This window comes from Roseateles chitinivorans (assembly GCF_002761755.1).
GTDB lineage: Bacteria > Pseudomonadota > Gammaproteobacteria > Burkholderiales > Burkholderiaceae_C > Roseateles > Roseateles chitinivorans.
This window is the reverse complement of sequence record NZ_PEOG01000066.1, coordinates 1-21702: the sequence shown is the minus strand read 5'-3', so window position 1 is coordinate 21702 and position 21702 is coordinate 1. Positions and strand designations below refer to the sequence as shown.

Here is a 21702-nt window from a genome sequence, read left to right as displayed (position 1 = left end):
TTCGCCGCTGATGAAGCTTCCCCTCCTGGCGGTCGCGCTGTGCGCCGCCCTCCTCGCGCCGCCGGCGCCCGCCGCCGCGGCAATTCCTCCAGCTCCCGCCGCCGCCCCGGCAATCACGGCGAGCGAGCGCAGCAGCGAGGTCATCAACCGCGACTGGACCTTCACCCTCGGCGACCCGTCCGACGGCCAGGCCGTCGACCTCGACACCGCCGGCTGGCGCCGCGTGGACCTGCCGCATTCGTTCTCCGAGCCCTACTTCCTGGGCACCGGCTTCTATGTCGGCCACGGCTGGTACCGCAAGCAGCTGGCACTGCCCGCGTCCATCGCCGGCCGGCGTGTCTCGCTGGAGTTCGACGGCGTCTTCCAGGACGCGGAGGTCTTCGTCAACGGCCATCGCGCCGGCCGCCATGTCGGCGGCTACACCGGCTTCAGCATCGACATCACCGCGCTGGCGAAGCCGGGGGCCAACCTGATCGCCGTGCGGGTGAACAACGAGTGGAACGCGCGGGTGGCGCCGCGCGCCGGCGAGCATGTGTTCTCCGGCGGCATCTATCGCAATGTCCGCCTGGTCATCACCGACCCAGTCCATGTCGCCTGGTACGGCACCTTCGTCACCACGCCGCAGGTCTCGGACCGGCGCGCCACCGTGCGGGTGCAGACCGAGGTGCGCAATGACCGGAGCGGCGCCGCGGCCCGCGTCGCGCTGGTGTCCGAGGTGCTCGATGCCGCCGGCCGGCGCGTGGCCGTGCATCGCAGCCAGCGCCGCGTGCCCGCCGCCACCACCGTCACCTACGACCAGACGCTGCCCGAGCTCCGGGCGCCGCGACTGTGGTCTCCCGACCAGCCGACCCTGTACCGGATGGTCAGCCGCCTGTACGTCGACGGGCGGCCGGTCGATCGCTTCGAGACGCCCTTCGGCATCCGCACCGTGAAGTTCACCGCCGACCGCGGCTTCTTCCTCAACGGCAAGCACCTCTACCTGATCGGCGCCAACGTCCACCAGGACCAGGCCGGCTGGGGCGACGGCGTGACCGACGGCGCCGCGCGCCGCGACGTCCGGATGATCAAGGACGCCGGCTTCAACTTCATCCGCGGCTCGCATTACCCGCATTCGCCGGCCTTCGCCCAGGCCACCGACGAGCTGGGCCTGCTCTTCTGGTCCGAGGCGCCCTTCTGGGGCATCGGCGGCTTCGGCGCCGACGGCAACTGGCTGTCCAGCGCCTATCCGCCGGATCCGGCCGATCGGCCGGCCTTCGAGGCCAGCGTGCTGCAGCAGGTCGAGGAGATGGTGCGCATCCACCGCAACCGGCCGTCGATCTTCCTCTGGAGCGCCAGCAACGAGCCCTTCTTCACCAAGGGCGACGCGATGCCGGCGATGCGCGACTTCCTCCGGCGCGAGGTGGCCTTCTTCCACCGCATCGATCCGACGCGGCCGGTCGCCATCGGCGGCGCGCAGCGGGGCGAGATCGACAAGCTCGGCGACGTGGCCGGCTACAACGGCGATGGCGCCACGCTGTTCCTCAACCCGGGCGTGCCCTCCATCGTGTCGGAGTACGGCGCCACGATGGTCGACCGCCCCGGCGAGTACGAGCCCGGTTTCGGCCTGATGCCCGACACGCCGGACCAGAAGGCCAAGGCAGCCGCGGCCCCGGCGACCTCCGGCTCGCCGACCTATGCCTGGCGCTACCCGTGGCGCTCCGGCGAGGCGCTGTGGGCCGGCTTCGACCATGGCTCCATCGCCTCCATCGAATTCGGCTCGATGGGCTTCATCGACTACTTCCGCCTGCCCAAGCGGCAGTACCACTGGTATCGCCACACCTATGCCGGCGTGCCGCCGCCGGTCTGGCCGGTCAACGGCACGCCGGCGCAACTGCACCTGGCGGCCAGCCAGACCGTCATCCACGGCACGCAGGGCCTGGACGACGCGCAGCTGGTGGTGTCCGTGCAGGACGAAGCAGGCCGCGCGCTGAGCAATTCGCCGGACGTGACGCTGACCATCGTGAGCGGTCCGGGCAAGTTCCCCACCGGGCGCAGCATCCGCTTCAGCAACAAGTCGCTGGTCGCGATCCGTGACGGCCAGGCCGCGATCAGCTTCCGCTCCTACTTCGCCGGCCGCACCGTCATCGAGGCCAGTTCGCCTGGCCTGAAGCCGGCGCGCCTCGAGATCACGACCACCGGCCCGGATCCCTTCGTCGACGGCCAGTCGCCGCTGGCGCCGGACCAGCCGGTCATCGCCTATCCGCCGGTCACCCGCAAGGCCTTCGAGGGCGATCCGATCAACGTGACCATCAGCCGCCCGACCTCCACCAGCGGCTCCGCGCCCGGCCACGAGGCGCCGCTGGCCAACGATGACCAGCTGGAGACCGCGTGGCGCGCGGCCGCGAAGGAGGGTCCGGCGTTCTGGGCCGTGGACCTGGAGAACCTCTACACGCTGCACTGGCTGTCGGTGATCCTGCCCGACGACCAGGCGCCGGCCTTCGTCGTCGAGATCAGCAACAACGCCAGCGACTGGCGCCAGGTCGGCGAGGCCAAGCCCGGTCGCAAGAGCTACGAGTTCGCGCTGTTCGAGCCGGTGGTCGCCGCGCGCTTCCTGCGCATCCGCTTCCCGGCCGTCACGCCCGACCATCCCGCCGCGCTCAGCGAGGTGCGGGTGATCGGCAAGCCAGCCAACTGACCCACGAGCCCTCGCGGGCCCCGCTCCGCCGGGCCTCGCGAGTCTCCATGACCGGACGGCGCCGATCGACGGCGCCTCCCAACCCCCACCGCCTCATGAGACGACCCCTGCTCACCTCCTGGCTGCTGGCGCTGACGATTTTCGTCCTCGCCGGCAGCGCCGCGGCCGATGACGTCCGGCAACGCGTGCGCATCGACGACGGCTGGCGCTTCGCGCTCGGCCACGCCTGGGACCCCGCCCAGGACTTCGATCACGGCCTGCGTCCCTTCTTCTTCGCCAAGGCCGGCTTCGGCGATGGCCCGGCCGCGGCCGAGTTCGACGACCGGCCCTGGCGCCGCGTCGACCTGCCGCATGACTGGGCGGTGGAACTGCCGTTCAGCGAGCGCGGCAGCTCGCCCCACGGGTCGAAGGCGATCGGCCGCGCGTTCCCGGAGAACAGCATCGGCTGGTACCGGCGCGAGCTGTCCATCCCGGCGGCGGCGCGCGGCAAGCGCATCGCGCTGGAGTTCGACGGCGTCTTCCGGGACAGCGTCGTCTGGATCAACGGCCACTACCTGCGGCGCGAGGCCAGCGGCTACTCGAGCTTCCGGGTCGACCTGACCGACTACCTGAACTACGGCGGTCGCAATGTCGTCGCCGTGCGCGTGGACGCGACGACGCAGGAAGGCTGGTGGTACGAGGGCGCGGGCATCTATCGGCATGTGTGGCTCACCCAGACCGACCCGCTGCATGTGGAGCACTGGGGGACCTTCGTGCGGTCGACGGTGGCCGGCCGGCAGGCCGAGGTCGCCGTCGACACCACGGTGCGCAACGACGGCAAGACGGCCGCGGCGTTCACGCTGGAGCATGAACTGCGCGACCCGGACGGGCGCGTCGTCGCGACGACCCGTGTCCCGGCGCGACAGGTCGCGGCCGATGCCAGCGCCACGACCGGCGCGACGCTGCGGGTCGCCGCGCCGCGCCTGTGGTCGCTGGAGACACCGCAGCGCTACATCCTGACGACGCGGGTGCGTCGCGACGGCCGGGTGGTCGATCGCTACGACACGCCCTTCGGCATCCGATCGATCCGCTTCGATGCCAACCAGGGGTTCTTCCTCAATGGCCAGCCGGTGAAGCTGCACGGCACCAACAACCACCAGGACCACGCCGGCGTCGGCATCGCGCTGCCGGACGCCCTGCACGACGCGCGACTCAGGATGCTCAAGGCCATGGGCGTCAATGCGATCCGCTCGGCCCACCATCCGGCCACGCCCGAACTGCTGGACGCCTGCGACCGGCTGGGCATCCTGGTCATCGACGAGCACCGCATGATGGGCACCGCGCCGCAGATCCGCGACGAACTCGAGCGCATGGTGCGGCGCGACCGCAACCACCCGTCCATCATCCTGTGGTCGGTGGGCAACGAGGAATGGGCGATCGAGAACACCGAGATCGGCACCCGACTGGCGCGCGAGATGCAGGCCATCGTGGCGCGCATGGATCCCACCCGCCCGGCGACGCTGGCGGCGTCCAGTTCCGGCCAGGCGGAAGGCACCTCGGTGGGATCGCAGGTGATCGGCTTCAACTACAAGGGCCAGCACGACATCGACGCGATGCATCGCCGCTTCCCGCAGCGGCCGATGGTCGTGACCGAGGAGGGCCTGACCTACGCCACCCGCGGCATCTATGCCGACGACCCGGCGCGGGTGCACCTGGCCGCCTACGACAAGCGTTCGGGCGGCGCGTCGACCTCGACCATCGAGGAGGCCTGGCGCTTCAATGCGGAGCGGCCCTTCCTGGCCGGCATGTTCGTCTGGACCGGCTTCGACTACCGCGGCGAGACCACGCCCTTCGGCTGGCCGGCCATCTCGTCCCAGTTCGGCATGATGGACACGACCGGGGCGCTGAAGGACAGCGGCTACTACCTGAAGGCGGCCTGGACCACCGAGCCGATGGTGCATCTGCTGCCGCACTGGAACTGGTCGGGCCGGGAAGGCCAGCCGGTGGACGTGCGGGTCTATGCGAACACCGAGGAAGTGGAGCTGCTGCTGAACGGTCGCTCGCTGGGCCGCAAGGCGCTGCAGCGCTACGGGCATCTGCAGTGGACCGTGCCCTACGAGCCTGGCGCGCTGGTGGCACGCGGCTACAGGCGCGGCGAATGGGTGGCCTCGGACACGGTGGCCACGACCGGCGACAGCGCGGCGGTGCGCTTGACGGTGGACCGCGCGAGGATCCGCGCCGATGGCTCCGACGTGGCCGTCGTGACGGTGAACGTGGTCGACCGCGAAGGCCGCGTCGTGCCCACGGCCGGCCAGCGGATCGATTTCGAGGTCGAAGGCAGCGCGCGGCTGATCGGCATGGGCAACGGCGACCCGGGTTCCCACGAAGCCGACAAGCCGACCGAGCGTCACCGCTTCGTGCCGCTAACCGCCTGGCGCCATCGCGGCGTGGCGCGGCCGGAGGATGCCGTCGCGCTGCTGGCGGACACCGGCACGGACGCCTGGCGCGACCCCTTCGCCTGGGTGCCGCCGGACCAGCAGCCCGCCGATGGCGCCTGGAACCTGGTGCGCGCCAGCTTCCCGCGGCCGAGCTCGGCCAGCGGCGAGCGCCCGATGCTCTTCATCGGCGATCTCGGCGCGGGACAGCAGGTCTACCTGAACGGCCAGGCCGTGACGCCCCGGCTCGAGCAGGGACTCGGCGTGGTGGACCTGGACCCGGACCGGCTGGGCGATCGCAACACGCTGGCCATCGTCTTCCCGACGCCGGCCGGCGGCACGCGGGCCCTCTTCGACACCGCGCAAGGCGGCAAGCGCTGGGTCACCTTGCGGGTGACGACGCCGGCCGGCCCCTGGCAGCGCCGCGTCTTCAACGGGCAGGCGCAGGTCCTGCTGCAGTCCACCGGCGCGAGCGGCCCGGCGACGCTGCGCGCACGCGGCGAGGGCTTGCCGACCGCCGCCTTGACCATCGACGCCTTCTGAAGCGGCATGCCTGGTGAACCTGCCCTGCCGGCCGCGGTGACGGACCGGCATCGCCTCGCGCTCCCGGCCCTGGCCCTGTCGCTGACCATCGCACTGACTCTCTCGCTGGCCACTCCACCGGCCAGCGCGTCGAGCCCTGGCGCGCAGGCGGCGCCGGCCGTCCCCACCGCCGCCGAAGTCCCGGACGCGCCGTCGAGTCCCTCGATGCAACGGGCGCAGGCGCTGGTGGCGCGCATGACGCTGGCCGAGAAGGCCAGCCAGCTGCAACACGAGTCACCGGCCATCCCGCGGCTGGGCATCCCCGCCTACAACTGGTGGAGCGAAGGCCTGCACGGCGTGGCGCGCGCCGACGTGGCGACGGTCTTCCCGCAGGCGATCGGACTGGCGGCGACCTGGGACACGCCGCTGCTGCGGCGCGTGGGCGAGGTCATCGGCATCGAGTTCCGCGCCAAGTTCCTGAGCACCGTCGGCGCCGACGGCTCGTCCGGCCTGTACCGTGGCCTGACGGTGTGGTCGCCCAACGTCAACATCTTCCGCGACCCCCGCTGGGGCCGCGGCCAGGAGACCTACGGCGAGGACCCCGTCCTGAGCGCGCGCATGGGCGTGGCCTTCATCCAGGGGCTGCAGGGACCGGACCCGCGGCATCCGCGCGTGTCGGCGGCGGTGAAGCACTTCGCGGTGCACAGCGGCCCCGAAGCCGACCGCCACAAGGAGGACGTGCGGGTGTCGCCGCGCGACCTGGTGGACACCTACCTGCCGGCCTTCCACGCGGCGGTCACCGAAGGCCGGGCGGAATCGGTGATGTGCGCCTACAACGCGGTCGACGGCGTGCCCGCGTGCGCGAACGAGCCCCTGCTGCGGCAGCGGCTGCGCGAGGCATGGCGATTTCAGGGCCATGTGGTGTCGGACTGCGGCGCGGTGGCCGACATCCACCAGGAGGGCGCCCACCATCATGTGAAGACGCCGGAGGCCGCGGTGGCCCTGGCCGTGCGCGCCGGCACCGACCTGATCTGCGACTTCGGCGGCAACAGCACCGCCGCGCCCGCCACCACGGTGGCAGCGGTGCGGCAGGGGCTGCTGAGCGAGGCCGAGCTCGATCGGGCGCTGCATCGCCTGTTCGACGTGCGCGTGCGCCTGGGCCTGCTCGACCCGCCCGGACAGGGGTACTTCGCCGGCATCACCGCGCGCGAGGTCGATACGCCCGCGCATCGCGCGCTCAACCTCGAGGCGGCTCGCCGCTCGCTGGTCCTGTTGAAGAACGATGGCGTGCTGCCGCTGAAGACGCCGCCCCGGCGCATCGCCCTGATCGGCCCCAACGCCGACAGCGTCGATGCGCTGGTGGGCAACTACAACGGCACGCCGTCCCGGCCGGTCACCCTGCTGGCCGGCCTGAAGGCCCGCTACCCGGACGCCCGGATCGAGGTCGTCGAAGGCACCGGCTGGGTGGCGCCGCCGCTGGAGGACCTGCCGCCGGAGCGGCTGTGCGCCGATGCCGCCTGCAGCCGTCCTGGCCTCAACTTCGAGCGCTTCGCCAACCTCGAGCTCGAGGGCACGCCGATCACGTCGACGGTCGCGCCGCAGGCCCGCTTCAGATGGGGCTGGCCCGACGCCCATGATCGAAAGGAATCGGCGCGCTGGAGCGGCTTCATCCGCGCCGGCGAAAGCGGGGAGCATCTGTTCCGGCTGAAGGGGAACCGGGGGTACCGCATCTGGATCGACGGTGAACAGGTGGTGGACCTGTGGGACATCGCCTGGCCCACCAGCACCCGCGGCGTGGTGCTGAAGGCGGGCCAGACCTACGCCCTCCGCGTCGAGGCGCTGCAGACCGGCTGGGAAGGCGAGCAGCGCCTGCAATGGAGCCGGCCCGGCGCCAGCGACGAGGCGGCACTGGCCGCCGCGCGCGAGGCCGATCTGGTGATCTTCGCCAGCGGCCTGACCTGGGAGCTCGAAGGCGAGGAGATGACGGTGCTGGCACCGGGCTTCGCCGGCGGCGACCGCACGCGGATCGATCTGCCCGCGCCGCAGCTGAAGCTGCTGGAGCGCCTGGCCGGCCTGGGCCGTCCGCTGGTGCTGGTGAACTTCAGCGGCAGCGCCATGGCCTTCGGCGCCGCGACACGGCAGGCGTCGGCGATCGTGCAGGCCTGGTATCCGGGCGGCGAAGGCGGTCAGGCGGTGGCGGAACTGCTGGCCGGCGACTTCAGTCCTTCCGGCCGGTTGCCGGTCACCTTCTATCGATCCGTCGACCAGTTGCCGCCCTTCAAGGACTACGACATGCAGGGGCGCACCTATCGATGGTTCAAGGGCGAGCCGCTGTTCCCCTTCGGCCATGGACTGGGCTACGCCCGCTTCAGCTATGCACAGGCCCGGCTCGCGAGCCGGAGCGTCCGTGCCGGGCAAGGCACGCGGCTGTCGGTGCTGGTGAAGAACGAGAGCGGACGCGACGCGGCCGAGGTCGTCCAGCTCTATGTCCGACGCCCCGGCGACATCGCGCCACAGCGCTCGCTGGTGGCGTTCCAGCGGGTCGTGCTCCGCGCCGGTGAATCGCGGCGGCTCAGCTTCGAGCTGGACGCCAAGGCGATGAGCGTCGTTCAGGCCGATGGACAGCGCATCGTGGAGGACGGGCCGGTCGGGTTGTGGATCGGTGGCGGGCAACCGGTGACGGCCATCACCGGCGTCCGCGCACCGGGTCAGTCCTTGACCCTGCGGGTCAGCGGCCGCGCGCGGCTGCCGGCGTTCTGAGCGGGACCTCGCACCGGCCCACGAGGGCGCCGTCTGGACGAAGGAAGGACACAGCGCAATGGCATCGAATCAGGCATCACGCAAGGATCGGCCGCTTCGCCGCAGGGCACTGGCCGTGGTCGTCGGCGCAGCGGCGCTGGTTGCCGGCAGCTGGCTGTTGAGCCAGCCGGGTGATGGACCCGGGCTCGCCGACGACGTGGCGGCGGCCTCGTCCGCCAGCGGGCCAGCGGCGCCGATGCCCGCGGCAAAGGTCGAGGCGGCGTCCACCGCGCCGGTGCTCGCCTCGTCGGCGCCCGGCTCGACCAGCCCCTTGCCGCGCGCGCCCGGCTGGCCGACGGACGCGTCGCTGCGCCAGGTCCAGCGGGCGCTGGACGGCCAAGGGACTCCGAAGGACCTGCTGGAAGCGGCCACGATGCTCTCCGCCTGCCAGGGCGCGGACGCTTTCGTTGACCAGCAGTACAGGGAGCGCGACCAGCCGTCCCCGACGGGGCGGCAGCTCGAGCGGATCACGGGTCGGTCCAGCCAGGATTGGATCCGCCAGTCGCAGGACTTCCAGCGTCAGTGCCAGGTCTTCGATGCCGCCACGCTCGCGCGCGGACCTGAGCTGCTCAAGCGCGCTTACGACACAGGCGCCAAGGACGCCGCGCTGCCCTACCTGCAATGGTTGAACACGAGCAGGCAGCCGATCGACCCCGAGTTGCGCGACCGGCTGCAGCGCGACGCGCGCCAGACGGCCGAAGACGGCGATTTCATGGCGCTGTTGAGCTACAGCTTCGCTTTCGACGTCAGCGCGATGGGCATCACCGAAGTGCAACGGCAGGCCTACAAGGAGGCGCGACTGCGCATCGTGGGATTGATGTCGGGCGCGGAGATGGAGAAGGCCAGCCGCGACGGCATGGCCGACACCGAAAGGATGATGGGCCAGTGGGGTGCGCTGCCACCGCCGTTGACCGCCGAACAGCAGCGCGAGGCCGACGCGCTGGCCGCGCGAGTGATCGAGGCCTGGCGCAAGCGTCAAGGCAAGCAGGGGTAAGTCGAGCGAGCCCATTCGCCTTCGAATGGCCAATGCTGGCCCGCGACTTGCAGCCCCTCGCGCGCACGACCCGCAAGGCGCGCACGGCCTTCACATCTGACGTTCCTTGACCGCCATGGGCCCCGGCTCATCGCATCGACGGTCTGCCGCTGACAAATTTCGTCAGCACGGCAGGTCGGCGACATCACGGAAACATCACCGCCTTGCAAGCAAACGCTTCACGCCATTCGAAAGGAAACAAATGCCGTCCACTCCAACCGCCGCGCCGACCGTCCAGCGGCTCGCCCTCGCCCTTCTGATGGCGGGCCTCGCCTCGTGCGGTGGAGGCGGGTCGACGTCGTCGCCGGCGACCGATGCGGCGGCGCCGCCGCTTGGATCCGCACCGGCCCCCTCGCCGGCGCCTGCGCCCTCTCCCTCTCCCTCTCCCTCTCCGGCTCCCGCGCCTTCACCCGCTCCCGCTCCCGCTCCCTCGCCCTCGCCCTCGCCCTCGCCTGCGCCTGCGCCTGCGCCTTCGCCTTCGCCCGCGCCTGCGCCTGCGCCTGCGCCCTCGCCCTCGCCCGCGCCTGCACCTGCACCTGCGCCTGCGCCGGCACCTGCGCCGGCACCGGCACCGGCACCTCCGGTCTCGATCACCACGGCGCTGGGGACGGCTAACCGGTTGCTGGCCGGCTTGGGCGCCGGCAACTCGATCGAGGAGATGACGAAGCAGCAGATCCGTCCCGACATCATCGACACCTACCTGGTCGGTGTCGGCGGCGGCTCCTGGCCGACCTGGAACAGTCCTGACGGCGCCTACGTCACCTACGTCTCCGCGAACGTATCGGCCGCTGGCGCGGTGCCGATGTTCACGCTCTACCAGATGACGGCCAGAGGGGAAGGCAACATCGGCGCGATCAACGACGCGAGCTTCATGCCCAGCTACTGGGCCCAGGTCAAGTTGATGTACCAGAAGATCGGCGCGACCAACCTGCCCACGCTGGTCAACCTGGAGCCGGACTTCTGGGGCTTCGTGATGGCCGGCGCGCCAGGCGGCGACCCGGCGAAGCTGCCCGCGCGCGTGAGCCAGGTGGCCGAATGCGCGAACCTCCCGGACAACGCTGTCGGCATGGCGGGTTGCCTGGTGGCACTCGGGCGCGCCTATGCGCCCAAGGCGAAGGTCGGTTTCCCGCCCTCCTTCTGGGGCCGCGATGCCGCCACCGTCGGCAGCTTCATGCTCAAGCTCGGCGCCGACAAGGCCGACTTCATGGTCGCCCAGACCAGCGACCGCGACGCGGGCTGCTTCGAGGTCTCGCCGCCGCCGGCCGAATGCGCCGGACGTGGCAACGGCCCGTTCTATTGGGACGAGAACAATGTGGCGACGCCCAACTTCCATCAGGACCTCGCCCAATGGGCCGCGGTGCGAAGCACGCTCGGCAACCTGCCCATCCTGTTCTGGCAGACGCCGATGGGCGTGCCTTCGTCGACGCCGGGCGGCACGCCGGGGCACTACCGCGACAACCATGTCCAGTACATGCTGACCCATCCGACCGAATACACCGCCAGCGGCGTGTTCGCGATCGTGTTCAGCGGCGGCGGCAGCGGCTCGGTCAACATCACGACGGACGGCGGCCAGTTCGCCCGCCTGTTCAAGGCCTACCTGGCGAATCCGGCGCCGCTGCCGCGCTGAGCGACCGGCAGCGTCGGACGGGGCGTCGAAACTGCGGCGCCTCGTCGCCCATCGGCGGACTTCAGCGACGAGAATGCGCGCGGGGCGTTGCGATCCATCGGGTGGATCGCAGCGCCCCGCGATCACCTGCCCTGACGACAGCCGCCGAGGTCCGCCTCGGAGGATTGACACGCGCGGGGTGGCCCCACCAGCCAGACCCGCGCTCCCGCGCCCTCTTGCGCGGGCGCGTCATCCGTATGTTGTCCCGTCTCGACCTGCCGACCGTCCTGCTGTTCTACAACACGTCCCTGCTGGCCGGCGCATTCGCCATCATCCACGTCCGTCGCAATTCATGGCGCCCCGACGGCCTCATGGCGCTGGCGGCGGCCTACCTGATGCTCGCCGCCGGGGCCGCCCTGGCGTGGAACGGCGAGGAAGCCGCCCTCCCTCCGGCGGTCTGGACGCACGGCAGCCTGCTGCTCGGCCTCGTCGGGTACGCGGTCTTCTTCGCCGGCATCCGCGCGATGAGCGGCCACCGCAGCGTCCGCTGGGGACGCCTCATGACGCCGGTGCTGCTCTGCTTTCTCGCCGGGCTGATCACCGGCTTTCCCTTGGACAACCTGAGCCGGGCTGGCGCCTTCCATGTGGCGGCCGTGCTGTCCCTGGCGGGCAGTGCCCACGAGATGCTGCGCAACCATCGCCTCGAGGCCCTGCCGTCGAGCCGGCTGCTCGCGGCGCTCCTGGCGCTCAGCGGCGGCGTCTACGCGCTCCGGCTGGTGTTCATCCTGAATGGCACCGCGGGCAGCGCCGGCTTCTCGCTGGCGTTCTTCGTGCAGATGTTCTGCCACTTCGGCGTCGCGCTGATGGTGGCCACCATTTCCAAGGAACGCGCGGAGGTGCGCCTGGCCCAGCTGGCGGACACCGATCCGTTGACCGGCGTGGGCAACCGGCGCTGGCTCGGCACGCGGCTGCCCAAGCAGCTGCGAGGCCACAGTGCCGTCCTGCAGCTCGACCTGGACCGGTTCAAGCAGATCAACGACCGTCATGGTCATGCCGCCGGCGATGCGGTCCTGGTGGCCTTCGCCAACTGCCTGAAGGCGCAGCTGCGCGAGTCCGACCTGCTGGCCCGCACCGGTGGCGAAGAGTTCCTCGTGTACACGCCCAACGTCACCGAGGCGGTGGCGCGCATGATCGCGGAGCGGCTCCGCGCCAGCGTCGAGCAACTGCGGATCGTCGAGGACGGGACGCCCCTGCCGGTGACCACCAGCATCGGCGTCGCCTGGGTGGCGGACGGCAGTTCACCGACGCCCGACTGCCTCGCCCGGGCGGACGCGATGCTCTACGAGGCCAAGCGCGAAGGCAGGAACCGCGTGGCCTTCTCGACGATGCCCCCGCAGGCGACGGATACCGCCGCGTCCTAGATCGAGATCGCGCAGGGGAACGCGCAAGCCCGATCGGCGGTTGCCGCCGGACGGCTCCTCAATGCCCCGACTCCTCGTCCCACCGCAGATGCACCACGCGGTAGCCGTGGGCCTTGATCGTTCGCAGCAACAGCGGCAGCGCCGCGGCGGTGCGGTCCTGCGCATCGTGCAGCAGCACGATGCCGCCACCTGAAGCCGCCAGGCGCTGCACCAGCTTGTCGGCCATCTGCTGCGCGCTCTGGGGCTCCCAGTCCTCGACGCCCAGGTCGACCGACATCAAGGTGTAGCGCGACGCCGCGAGCGCCTCGCGCAGCACCGGCGTTTCCTCGAGGAACGGAAAGCGGTACGCCGCCGCCCGGCCGCCGAAGACCTCTCGGTATGCGGCCTCGACCGCCCGCAGGTCGTCGAGTTGCTCCGACGCCGGCAGCAACGAGAAGTGTGGATGGCGGAAGCCGTGCAGACCGATGCTGTGGCCCTGCGCCTTCACCTCCCTGGCGAGCGCCGCATCGGCCAGCATCGGCTCGCCGTTCATGAAGAAGGTCGCACGCACGCATTCCGCCTTCAGGGCCTTGAGCACCAGCGGCGTGGACGCCGGACGTGGCCCGTCATCGAAGGTGATCACCACCTCGCCCGGCTGCAGGGGCAGCGGCCCATGCTGCGCCCGGCCATAAGCCGCGGCTTCGCGCGGCAAGGTCAGCACGCGGGAAGTGCCCAGCGCCGCGTCGCCGCAATCGGCCGCCGCAGCCAGCGCCTGGCCCAGAGTCAGCACGGTCAATGCCGTGCGCAGCCGCGGCCAGCCGATCGGCCGGCTCGACACCGGCGTCTCATCGTCCCTCGGGGCGTCCCATGCTTGCTTCATGTCTTGTCCTGCGATCGCCATCGTCGCCGCGGAGCTTACCGAAAGGGTGTGGCATCCGATCCGGCGCATCCACCGATACCACGTGCTTCCGAACCACAAGCCGGTGAGACCGCGGTGGCCGATGGCCGGCCGATGCGCTACAAACGAGCCACTCGACGTGGAGATCATCGTGACCGCACTTTCGAATCTGAAGATCGGTGTCCGGCTGACGGGTGGCTTCGCGGCAGTGATCGCGCTGCTGATCGTGCTGGCGGTGATCGGCATCACCAAGATCAGCGCGATCGATGCCGACACCGAGGTCATCCTGCATGACCGCTTCGTCAAGGTGCAGCTGGCACAGACGGTCGAGAACGAAGTCAACAAGCAGCTCCGCGCGATGCGCACCGCGCTGATCGTGACCGACCGCGCGATCGTCGAGAGCGAACTGGCCAAGCTCGAGGCCTCGCTGCCCGTGGTCGGCCGCGCGATCGACCAGCTCAGCGCGACGGTCCACAGCGAGCGCGGCAAGGCGGCCCTGCAGGCGCTGATCGATGGCCGGGCGAAGTTCAAGGACAAGGAGCGGCAACTGGTCGACCTGCTCAAGGCCGGCAAGGTCGACGAGGGCCGGAGCCTGCTGGTGACGGACATCCTGCCGCTGCAGACCGTCTACCTCGCGGCCGTCGAGGGCTTCGTGGAGACCCAGGCGGCCAGCATGGAGGAGTTCGGCGCGCAGGCCTCCGCGCTGGCTCGCGCCGCCCGTACGCTGATGATCGTGCTGTCGGTGATTGCGGTGCTGCTGGCGGTGGGCATCGCCGTCCTGCTGACGCGCTCGATCACGCGGCCGATCGCGCAGGCGGTACGGGTGGCCGAGACGGTCGCCGCCGGCGACCTCACCTCCAGCATCGAGGTGCGGGCCCTCGACGAGACTGGGCAGTTGCTGGCCGCGCTGCGCTCGATGAACGACAGCCTGGTGCGCATCGTCGGCGAGGTGCGGCTGAGCAGCGAGTCCATCGCCACCGGCTCGACCCAGATCGCGACAGGCAGCATGGACCTGTCGCACCGGACCGAGGAGCAGGCCTCCAGCCTCGAGCAGACGGCCGCCGCGATGGAGGAAGTGGCCTCCACCGTGCAGCGCAGCGCCGACTCGGCGCGCAACGCCACGGCGCTGGCGGCCACCGCCAGCGAGGTCGCCACCCGCGGCGGCACGGCGGTGGCCGAGATCGTCTCGACGATGCGCGACATCAGCGCCAGCTCCGCCCGGATCGCCGACATCACCGGCGTCATCGACGGCATCGCTTTCCAGACCAACATCCTGGCCCTCAACGCGGCGGTGGAGGCGGCGCGCGCCGGTGAGCAAGGCCGCGGCTTCGCGGTGGTGGCTGGCGAAGTCCGCACCCTCGCGCAGCGCGCGGCCACCGCCGCCAAGGAGATCCGCGCGCTGATCGGCGAGAACGTCAGCCGGGTCGACACCGGGTCGCGCCTGGTCGAGGGCGCCGGCACGACGATGGACGAGATCGTGCGGCAGATCCGGCAGGTCGCCGAGCTGATCACCGAGATCGGCGCCGCGACCGGCCAGCAGAGCCTGGGCATCGGCGAGGTCAGCAAGGCCGTGCATGTGCTCGACCAGGTGACGCAGCAGAATGCCGCGCTGGTCGAGGAGTCCGCCGCCGCGGCCGACAGCCTGAGCCAGCAGGCGCGCCGGTTGACCGAGCTCGTCGGCGCGTTCAAGTTGCATGTCGGGCGCTGACCGGCTGACCGGCTGACCGGCTGACCGGCTGACCGGCTGACCGGCTGACCGGCTGACCGGCTGACCGGCTGACCGGCGGCGAGTTTCCGGCGGTCTCGCCAGCCATGCGGGCAAATTTCCACGCCGGTGAAGGCGGCGTCAGCACTCCGTGATGCCTGCGGCGGACTCCCTCCGTAAGCTGCCGCCATCCCTTTCAACCAGCAGTATTGCCATGCGCGTGATCTCCACCCTGGGTGCCTTCCTCTCCGCCATGGCGGTGACCGGCGCCGCCTCAGCGGCCGATCCTTCCGTCAACGGGACCATCCTGCTCGGCCAGGTCGCACCGTTCAGCGGTCCCTCGGTCAAGCTGGCCGAGGAATACAACCTGGGCGCGCGCACCTACTTCCAGGCGCTCAACGAGCGTGGCGGCGTCAACGGTCTCCGTGTCGAGCTGCGCACCCGCGACGATCGCTACGACCCTGCCGAGACCGCGCGCCAGGCCAAGGCGCTGATCGAGCAGGACGGCGTGTTCGCGCTGTTCGGCACCGTCGGCACCGGCACGACGCTGGCAGCCGTGCCGGTCGCCACCGCGGCGGGGGTGCCGCTGTTCGCGCCGTCCACGGGCGCCGAGGCGCTGCGCACGCCGCTGAACCGGCAGGTCTTCCATGTACGGGCCGGTTATGGTGCCGAGGCCGACTACATCGCCGAGCAACTGTCGACCAGCAGCCTGCGCAACGTCGCGGTGCTCCACCAGAGCGATGCCTTCGGCAAGGCGGCGCTGGAGGCGGTGACGCACGCGCTGACCCAGCGCGGCCTGAAGACGGTGGCCCTGGCCGCGATCGAGCGCGATGCCACCGACGTGTCCGAGATCGGCAAGAAGCTGGCGGCGGGACACCCGCAGGCGGTGATCCTGGCCGCCTCCTACACCTCGAGCGCCGCCGTGATCAAGACGATGAAGAAGCAGGGCTTCGCCGGCCAGTTCGTCGCCACCTCGTACGCCGGCAGCAAGGCGCTGGCCGATGAACTCGGCGGCGAGGGCAGCGGCGTGTGGATCTCCGAGGTCGTGCCCTTCCCCTGGGGCGAGGGCTCGGCGCTGCAACGCGAATACGGCCAGGCCCTGCAGCGCGCCGGCGTGCCGAGTCGCAGCTTCGAGTCGATGGAGGGCTACCTGGCCGCCAAGGTCTTCACCGAAGGACTGCGCCGCGCCGGCCGCGAACCGACCCGCGCCCGCCTGATCGCCGCCCTCGAATCGATCCAGGGCTGGGATGCCGGCGGCGTCCGGATCTCCTACTCGCCCACCGACCACGGCGGCTCCCACCGGGTTGAGATGACAATGATCGGTCCCGGAGGCAAATTCGTGCACTGACGATGACACCCAGAATTTCCAGCGACCGCCCCTGCCCGCGCCCAGCGCGGGTCGGCCCCTTCCCGCGATCGGCCACCCGTCCCGGCGGTATCGCCGCGCGCGGCCGGGGGGCCTCGCGATGAGCCCGGCCGCCAAGACCCGCGTGGTGATCGCGGACGACCATGCGCTGGTGCGCGAGGGCCTGCGCAAGGTCCTGGAGCTCGACGACACCGTCGAGCTCGCCGGCGAGGCGGCCAACGCCGACGAGGTGATGGCCCGGCTGGCGCAAGGCGGCGTCGACCTGCTGCTGCTGGACCTGCTGATGCCGGGCTGCAACGATGTCGATCTGATCCAGCGCATCCACGCCGCCCATGCCGGGCTGCCGGTGCTGGTGCTGACCATGCATGCCGACCCCCATATCGCGCGCCGCGCGCTGGAAGCCGGCGCGGGCGGCTACCTGACCAAGGACATCTCCACCGAGCTGCTGATCGACGCGGTGCACCATGTGGCCGCCGGCCGCAGCTATGTCGATCCCTCGCTCAGCGCCGCGCTGATCCGCCAGGAACCGAAGGCGCCGGAACCGCTGGAGTCGCTGTCCCCGCGCGAGCGCCAGGTGCTGGTCGCGCTGGTGCGGGGCCAGTCCCTGGTGGACATCGCCGCCGCGCTGCAGGTCGCGCCGAACACGGTCAGCACCTACAAGACCCGCCTGATGGACAAGCTGGACCAAGCCTCGCTGAGCGACCTGGTGCGATACGCCGTGCGCCATGGCATCGTCGATTGAGCGCGCGCGTCTGCCGCTCTTCGCCTTCCTTGCGCTGGCACTGCTGTCGGCGCTGGTGCCCATCCCCGCCCGCGCCGAGCGCATCGTGCTGGCGTCCTACCAGGAGCGCGAGGGCCTGCAGAACCTCACGCCCACCTGCCTCACGCAGGATCGGCGCGCCGTGCTGTGGATCTGCACCGAGAACGGCCTGTTCCGTTTCGACGGCTTCCGGGTCCACCGGGAGCCGCTGCCGGCCCCCGTCGGCTCGAGCATCTGGGGCGGCCGCGTCGACCCGCTCGGCCGGCTCTGGCTGACCACCGACCAGGGCCTGTTCCTGCGGCGCCCGTCGAAGGACGCCGCCCGCCCGGAAGCCGGCGAGCCGCCGGACTGGGTCGAGGTCCGGCGCGCCGATGGCCGGCCGCTGGACGTGGCCTTCGCCGGCCAGTTCGACGTCGATGAGCACGGCGTGCTGATGGCGGTGGACCGGGACCACCGGTTCTGGACCGCCACGATCGGCGATGCCGGCCCCGCCGCGGTGCGGGCCGAGCCGCTGCCGGTGCCCGCCCTCGATCGCCCGACGGCGGCCAGTTATGTCGAGACGACGCCGCTGCGACGGCTCGGCGACCGCCTCTGGTTCGGTTGCGGCGACGGCCTGTGTGCCTGGGACCGGCGCCAGGCGGCGGTGACGCTCTGGTCGGCCGCGCAGGGGTTGCCGCCGGACACCTGGGCGACGCTGCTCGTCAGCCGGGATGGCAGCCTTTGGGCGCGCGGTCGCACCCGCCTCGCCCGGCTGGCGCCTGGCGCCCAGCGCTTCGAGACGGTCGACGCGCCGCCGGTGAACCCGGAATGGGAGGCCAGCAGCCCCCTCGTCGAAGATCCCCGCGGCGGGATCCTGATGGCCGCGACCACCGGCATCGCCCGCTGGGACGGCTCCGCCTGGCAGACCTGGTCCCGCGACGACGGCCTGCCCGACTCGGCGGTGCGCAGCCTGCTGGTGGACGCCGACGGTGCGCTGTGGCTCGGCGCCTCCGGGCAGGGCTTCCATCGCTGGATCGGCTATGGCGAGGTGGACCACTGGACCCGGACCTCGGGCCTGCCTTCCGACGTCGTCTTCCGTCTGCTGCAGGACGGCAGCGGCCGCCTCTGGGCCATCACCCGGGAAGGGGTGGCGTGGTTCGACGCCGCGGCCCGCCGCTTCCGACCGCTGCCCCCGTCCGCCGCCACGACGCCGCGGATCGCCGGCATCGTGTCGGGCGCCGCCATCGATGCGGCGGGCGACCTCTGGTGGCTGGACCACGGCCAGCTCAACACCGTCAAGGCGGGCACCACGACGGCGCGGCGGATGCTCACCGATCCGGCCCTGCTGGGCCTGATGGCCCGGCATGGCGGGGACCTCTACCTCACGAGCAGGACGCGCGTCGAGCGCTTGATCCCCCGCGCGAAGGGCGGCGTGAGGCGCGAGCCGGTCGCCGTCGGCGCGCCCGGCGGGGATCCGGCCATCACCGTCTTCGGCGACGGCTCGACCGACTGGTTCATCAACGCCCGGTGGCAGGTCTTTCGCGCGCAAGGCGACGCCTGGGTGCCGCTGCTCGATGACAAGGGCCAGGCGATCAACGCCTACACCGTGACCGTGGTGGGCGGCGTGCTGTGGGCCTCGTCCGACCAGGGCGTGTCGGTCTACACCCTGTCCGGCGACCGGGCCCGGCTGCGGCAGCACCTCCCCCGGGCGTCCTTCGGCGGCGCCGATCCGATGTGGATCGCCCGCGGCCCCGAGGAGGAGATCTGGTTGGGCACCGGACGAGGCGTTTTCCGGCTCAGTCCGCAGGGCGAGTGGCTCGGCCTGCTGGACCGCGACAACGGCCTGGTGTGGAACGACGTCAATGACGAAAGCTTCCTGCTGGACGCCGCGGGCAACGCCTGGATCGGCACCAGCGGCGGCGCGACGCGGGTGTACCGGCGCCCCCCGCCGCCGGGCGCGCCCGCAGTGCTGCGGGCGGACCTGCTGGAGTTCGGCACTCGCCAGTTCAGCGGGCCGCCGACCGAGCCGATCCCGTGGAACGACCGCCAGCTGCGCGTCACCCTGGGCACGCCGACGCTCTCGCTGCCGCGCGACCGCCGCATCGAATACCGGCTGTCGCCGCAGGCACCGTGGCGGAAGGTCGAAGGCGCATCGATCGACGTGGGATCCATGGACGAGGGCCGGCATGTGCTGACGCTGCGGGCCGCCGGCCGCGTGCCGCTGGAGCCGCCGGGACCGGCGCTGGCGCTGCCGTTCACCGTCGCGCCGCCCTGGTGGAATTCGCCCGGCATGCGGCTGGCCTACCTGGCGCTCATCGCAGCGCTCTGGTGGGCGCTGACGCTGTGGACGCAGCGCCGGGCGCGGGCGCGCCGGCGCATGCTCGAACGGGCCATCGAGGAGCGCACGGCCGAGCTGCACGCCTCGCGCGAGGCCCTGCACCGGCTCAGCGAGCACAACGCGCTCGCGCTCGAGCAGGAGCGCACGCGGGTGTCTCGCGAACTGCACGACGAGCTTGGCCAGCAGCTGGCGGCGCTGCGCCTGGAGATCGCCGTCATGCGCGCGCGCGCCGCGCGGGCCACCGCGCCGATCGACGCCGGCCAACTGGACCTGCTGCACGAGCGGGTCGACCGGCTGGTCGCTGCCGTGCGCGCGGTGGTCTCGCAATTGCGCCCGCCCGCGCTCGATGGCGGGCTGGACGCAGCCTTCCGCTGGCTCGGCACCGAATTCAGCCGCGACACCGGTCTGCCCTGCGATGTTTCCGTCGCGGCGGAAGCCGGCCAGCTGGGTTCCGAAGCGGCCACGCAGCTGTTCCGCGTGGCGCAGGAGTCGCTCAACAACGTGCGCCGTCATGCCGGCGCGACCCGGGCGGCGTTGTCGCTCTCGTTGACCGACGGCCAGTGGGTCCTGACGGTGCGCGACGACGGACGGGGCTTCGACACCGACAGCCGACTCGCCGGCTACGGCGTGATGGGCATGCACGAGCGTGCCCGCCTGCTGGGGGGCACGCTGGCGATCCAGAGCGCGCCCGGACAGGGCACGACCGTCGAACTGCGCGTCGTGCCCGGGACGCCGGCCGCGCCACCGCCCCCCTACAATTCGTAGTTGTTCACCTACACGAAGCCGCAAAAGTGCGAATTCCTCCACAGATTTTTGCCGGCATCATCCTGTAGAGTTTCACCTACACGCTCGCTGTAGCTCTTCAGGACTCCACGATGTTCATTGCCGTGCCACCGCGTCATGCGGCTTTCCTCCCGACGGGCCAAGAAGCGGGCAGCCGCGCGGATCCCCCCCTTCGGCCCTCGGTGCCCTTCTCCGACGCCTGCTGGCGCTTCGGCGAATGCATGGTGCGACCGGCCTGCCGCGACATCGTTGTCAGCGGCCAGTCGCGTCATCTGCAGCCGCGCCCCTTCGACCTGCTGGTGCACCTGATCGAGCATCGGGACCGCGTCGTCAGCGCCGACGAGCTGCTGGACGTCGTCTGGGGGGAGCAGGATGTGCAGCCGGGCGCGCTGGCGATGGCGATCGCGCGGATCCGCGCGGTGCTGCACGGGGCGCTGCCGCCCTCGGCGGAGGTCATCCGCACCTATCACCGCGTCGGTTACCGCTTCGTCGCCGCGCTGGACTGAGCGGGTCTGGCGCCGGCATCGGCGCCGACGGAACGGACACGCCCCCTTCCCGGCAAGCCCTGACCCTTCGCGCCCTGGCGAAGGCGTCTGCGACCGGCCCGTGCCATGACGATCCACGACCACGACCGCAAGATGCGGCGGCTCTCGCCGCGCGCTCGATTCCTGCTGATGGCCGCCCTGGCGGTCCTGCTGGTGGCGCTGCCCACGGCCCTGTACACGCGGCTGGCGATGGTGCAGATGCGTCAGTCCCGACTGGAGAGTCGGGGGCTGCCGGCGATGCGCGCGATGGCGCAGGTCCGGCTCCTGCTGCGCGATCACCAGGCCCTGGCCGATGCCGTGGCGGCAGGTGCCACCCACCTGCGCCGACGACGCGTGGCCGAGCTGGACCAGCTCACCCGGGTGCTCGCGGCCATGGAACCGCTGCTGGCCATGGCGCCGGCCGACACCCCCGCCGAGACCTCCGGGGACACGGCGCTGCGCGGCGCCTGGACCGAGGCCCGCGCGCGCTGCGACGCGCTCCGGTCCGACCCCGCCCCCGGGGTGGCAACGGCCGTGCAGGACGCGGCCAGCCAGTCGCTACTGCACCTGCAGGACCTGCTGCTCGATCACTACAGCCTCTCGCTGGATCCCGAATACGAAACCTATTACCTGGTGCGCGCTGCGCTGGCCGAGATGCCGCGGGCGGCCGACCTGCTGGTCCGCTTGCGGACCCAGGTCTCGACCTCCCTGAATGGCGGCGCGGCCGATGCGGCGGACCACGAGCAGATCGCCTCGCTGCTGCGGCAATCGCTGCAACAGTTCGACCAGGCGGACCGCGCCACGCGCAAGGTGCTGGCCGCGGACGGCGGCCTGAGCGCGGCGCTGGAAACCCCGGCCGGCGAACTGCGCGCCCGCGTCGATGCGCTGGCGGCGGCGATCG

The 21702-nt window shown here is 71.5% G+C and carries 13 protein-coding genes; 12 read left to right on the top strand and 1 reads right to left on the bottom strand.

Going from position 1 to position 21702, the window contains the following annotated elements:
* Positions 1–10: 10 nt before the first annotated feature.
* From CS062_RS20120 to CS062_RS20095, 6 genes are all read left to right on the top strand, one after another.
* Positions 11–2674, top strand: coding sequence for a glycoside hydrolase family 2 protein (locus CS062_RS20120; RefSeq protein WP_099863352.1), 2664 nt, complete (start codon positions 11–13; stop codon positions 2672–2674).
* A gap of 95 nt (positions 2675–2769) precedes the next feature.
* On the top strand, positions 2770–5631 hold the full coding sequence (galA, locus tag CS062_RS20115; RefSeq protein ID WP_099863343.1) for a beta-galactosidase GalA: 2862 nt from the start codon (positions 2770–2772) through the stop codon (positions 5629–5631).
* A 6-nt stretch (positions 5632–5637) separates the two neighbouring features.
* Entirely contained in the window at positions 5638–8370 is a 2733-nt protein-coding gene (locus CS062_RS20110; protein WP_099863342.1) for a glycoside hydrolase family 3 C-terminal domain-containing protein, read from the top strand.
* Between the two features lie 58 nt (positions 8371–8428).
* Positions 8429–9403, top strand: a complete 975-nt coding sequence (locus CS062_RS20105; RefSeq protein WP_143742424.1) for a hypothetical protein — start codon at positions 8429–8431, stop codon at positions 9401–9403.
* Between the two features lie 658 nt (positions 9404–10061).
* Complete coding sequence (locus CS062_RS26290) at positions 10062–11069, top strand: hypothetical protein (protein ID WP_158238848.1); 1008 nt, start codon at positions 10062–10064, stop codon at positions 11067–11069.
* Between the two features lie 236 nt (positions 11070–11305).
* On the top strand, positions 11306–12469 hold the full coding sequence (locus CS062_RS20095) for a GGDEF domain-containing protein (RefSeq protein ID WP_099863340.1): 1164 nt from the start codon (positions 11306–11308) through the stop codon (positions 12467–12469).
* Positions 12470–12527: 58 nt separating this feature from the next.
* Here CS062_RS20095 and CS062_RS20090 read toward each other — a convergent pair whose 3' ends face one another.
* Positions 12528–13328, bottom strand: coding sequence for a polysaccharide deacetylase family protein (locus CS062_RS20090; protein ID WP_158238847.1), 801 nt, complete (start codon positions 13326–13328; stop codon positions 12528–12530).
* A gap of 169 nt (positions 13329–13497) precedes the next feature.
* Between CS062_RS20090 and CS062_RS27320 the strand changes: the two genes are divergently transcribed.
* The 6 genes from CS062_RS27320 to CS062_RS20060 form a co-directional block, all read left to right on the top strand.
* Complete coding sequence (locus CS062_RS27320; RefSeq protein ID WP_303645162.1) at positions 13498–15054, top strand: methyl-accepting chemotaxis protein; 1557 nt, start codon at positions 13498–13500, stop codon at positions 15052–15054.
* A gap of 211 nt (positions 15055–15265) precedes the next feature.
* Positions 15266–16399: an ABC transporter substrate-binding protein gene (locus tag CS062_RS20080; protein WP_233218168.1), complete on the top strand. Its 1134-nt coding sequence runs from the start codon at positions 15266–15268 to the stop codon at positions 16397–16399.
* Positions 16400–16517: 118 nt separating this feature from the next.
* Positions 16518–17159 carry a response regulator gene (locus CS062_RS20075; protein WP_099863336.1) on the top strand — a complete coding sequence of 214 codons (642 nt, stop codon included), beginning with the start codon at positions 16518–16520 and terminating at the stop codon, positions 17157–17159.
* The gene (locus CS062_RS20070) at positions 17143–20259 is read left to right on the top strand and encodes a sensor histidine kinase (RefSeq protein WP_099863335.1); all 3117 of its coding nucleotides are present in this window, start codon (positions 17143–17145) and stop codon (positions 20257–20259) included. The genes CS062_RS20075 and CS062_RS20070 overlap by 17 nt, the downstream gene beginning before the upstream one ends.
* Positions 20260–20459: 200 nt before the next feature.
* Entirely contained in the window at positions 20460–20783 is a 324-nt protein-coding gene (locus CS062_RS20065; RefSeq protein ID WP_158238846.1) for a winged helix-turn-helix domain-containing protein, read from the top strand.
* Positions 20784–20888: 105 nt separating this feature from the next.
* Positions 20889–21702 (top strand): hypothetical protein (locus CS062_RS20060; protein ID WP_143742422.1); only part of this gene is annotated, 814 nt, incomplete at its 3' end.

Excerpts from the sequence above, each read along its gene's own strand:
- CS062_RS20120 (WP_099863352.1), top strand. The coding sequence starts at position 11 with ATGAAGCTTCCCCTCCTGGCGGTCGCGCTGTGCGCCGCCCTCCTCGCG.
- galA (WP_099863343.1), top strand. The coding sequence starts at position 2,770 with ATGAGACGACCCCTGCTCACCTCCTGGCTGCTGGCGCTGACGATTTTC.
- CS062_RS20110 (WP_099863342.1), top strand. The coding sequence starts at position 5,638 with ATGCCTGGTGAACCTGCCCTGCCGGCCGCGGTGACGGACCGGCATCGC.
- CS062_RS20105 (WP_143742424.1), top strand. The coding sequence starts at position 8,429 with ATGGCATCGAATCAGGCATCACGCAAGGATCGGCCGCTTCGCCGCAGG.
- CS062_RS20095 (WP_099863340.1), top strand. The coding sequence starts at position 11,306 with ATGTTGTCCCGTCTCGACCTGCCGACCGTCCTGCTGTTCTACAACACG.
- CS062_RS20090 (WP_158238847.1), bottom strand. The coding sequence starts at position 13,328 with ATGAAGCAAGCATGGGACGCCCCGAGGGACGATGAGACGCCGGTGTCG.
- CS062_RS20080 (WP_233218168.1), top strand. The coding sequence starts at position 15,266 with ATGCGCGTGATCTCCACCCTGGGTGCCTTCCTCTCCGCCATGGCGGTG.
- CS062_RS20075 (WP_099863336.1), top strand. The coding sequence starts at position 16,518 with ATGAGCCCGGCCGCCAAGACCCGCGTGGTGATCGCGGACGACCATGCG.
- CS062_RS20070 (WP_099863335.1), top strand. The coding sequence starts at position 17,143 with ATGGCATCGTCGATTGAGCGCGCGCGTCTGCCGCTCTTCGCCTTCCTT.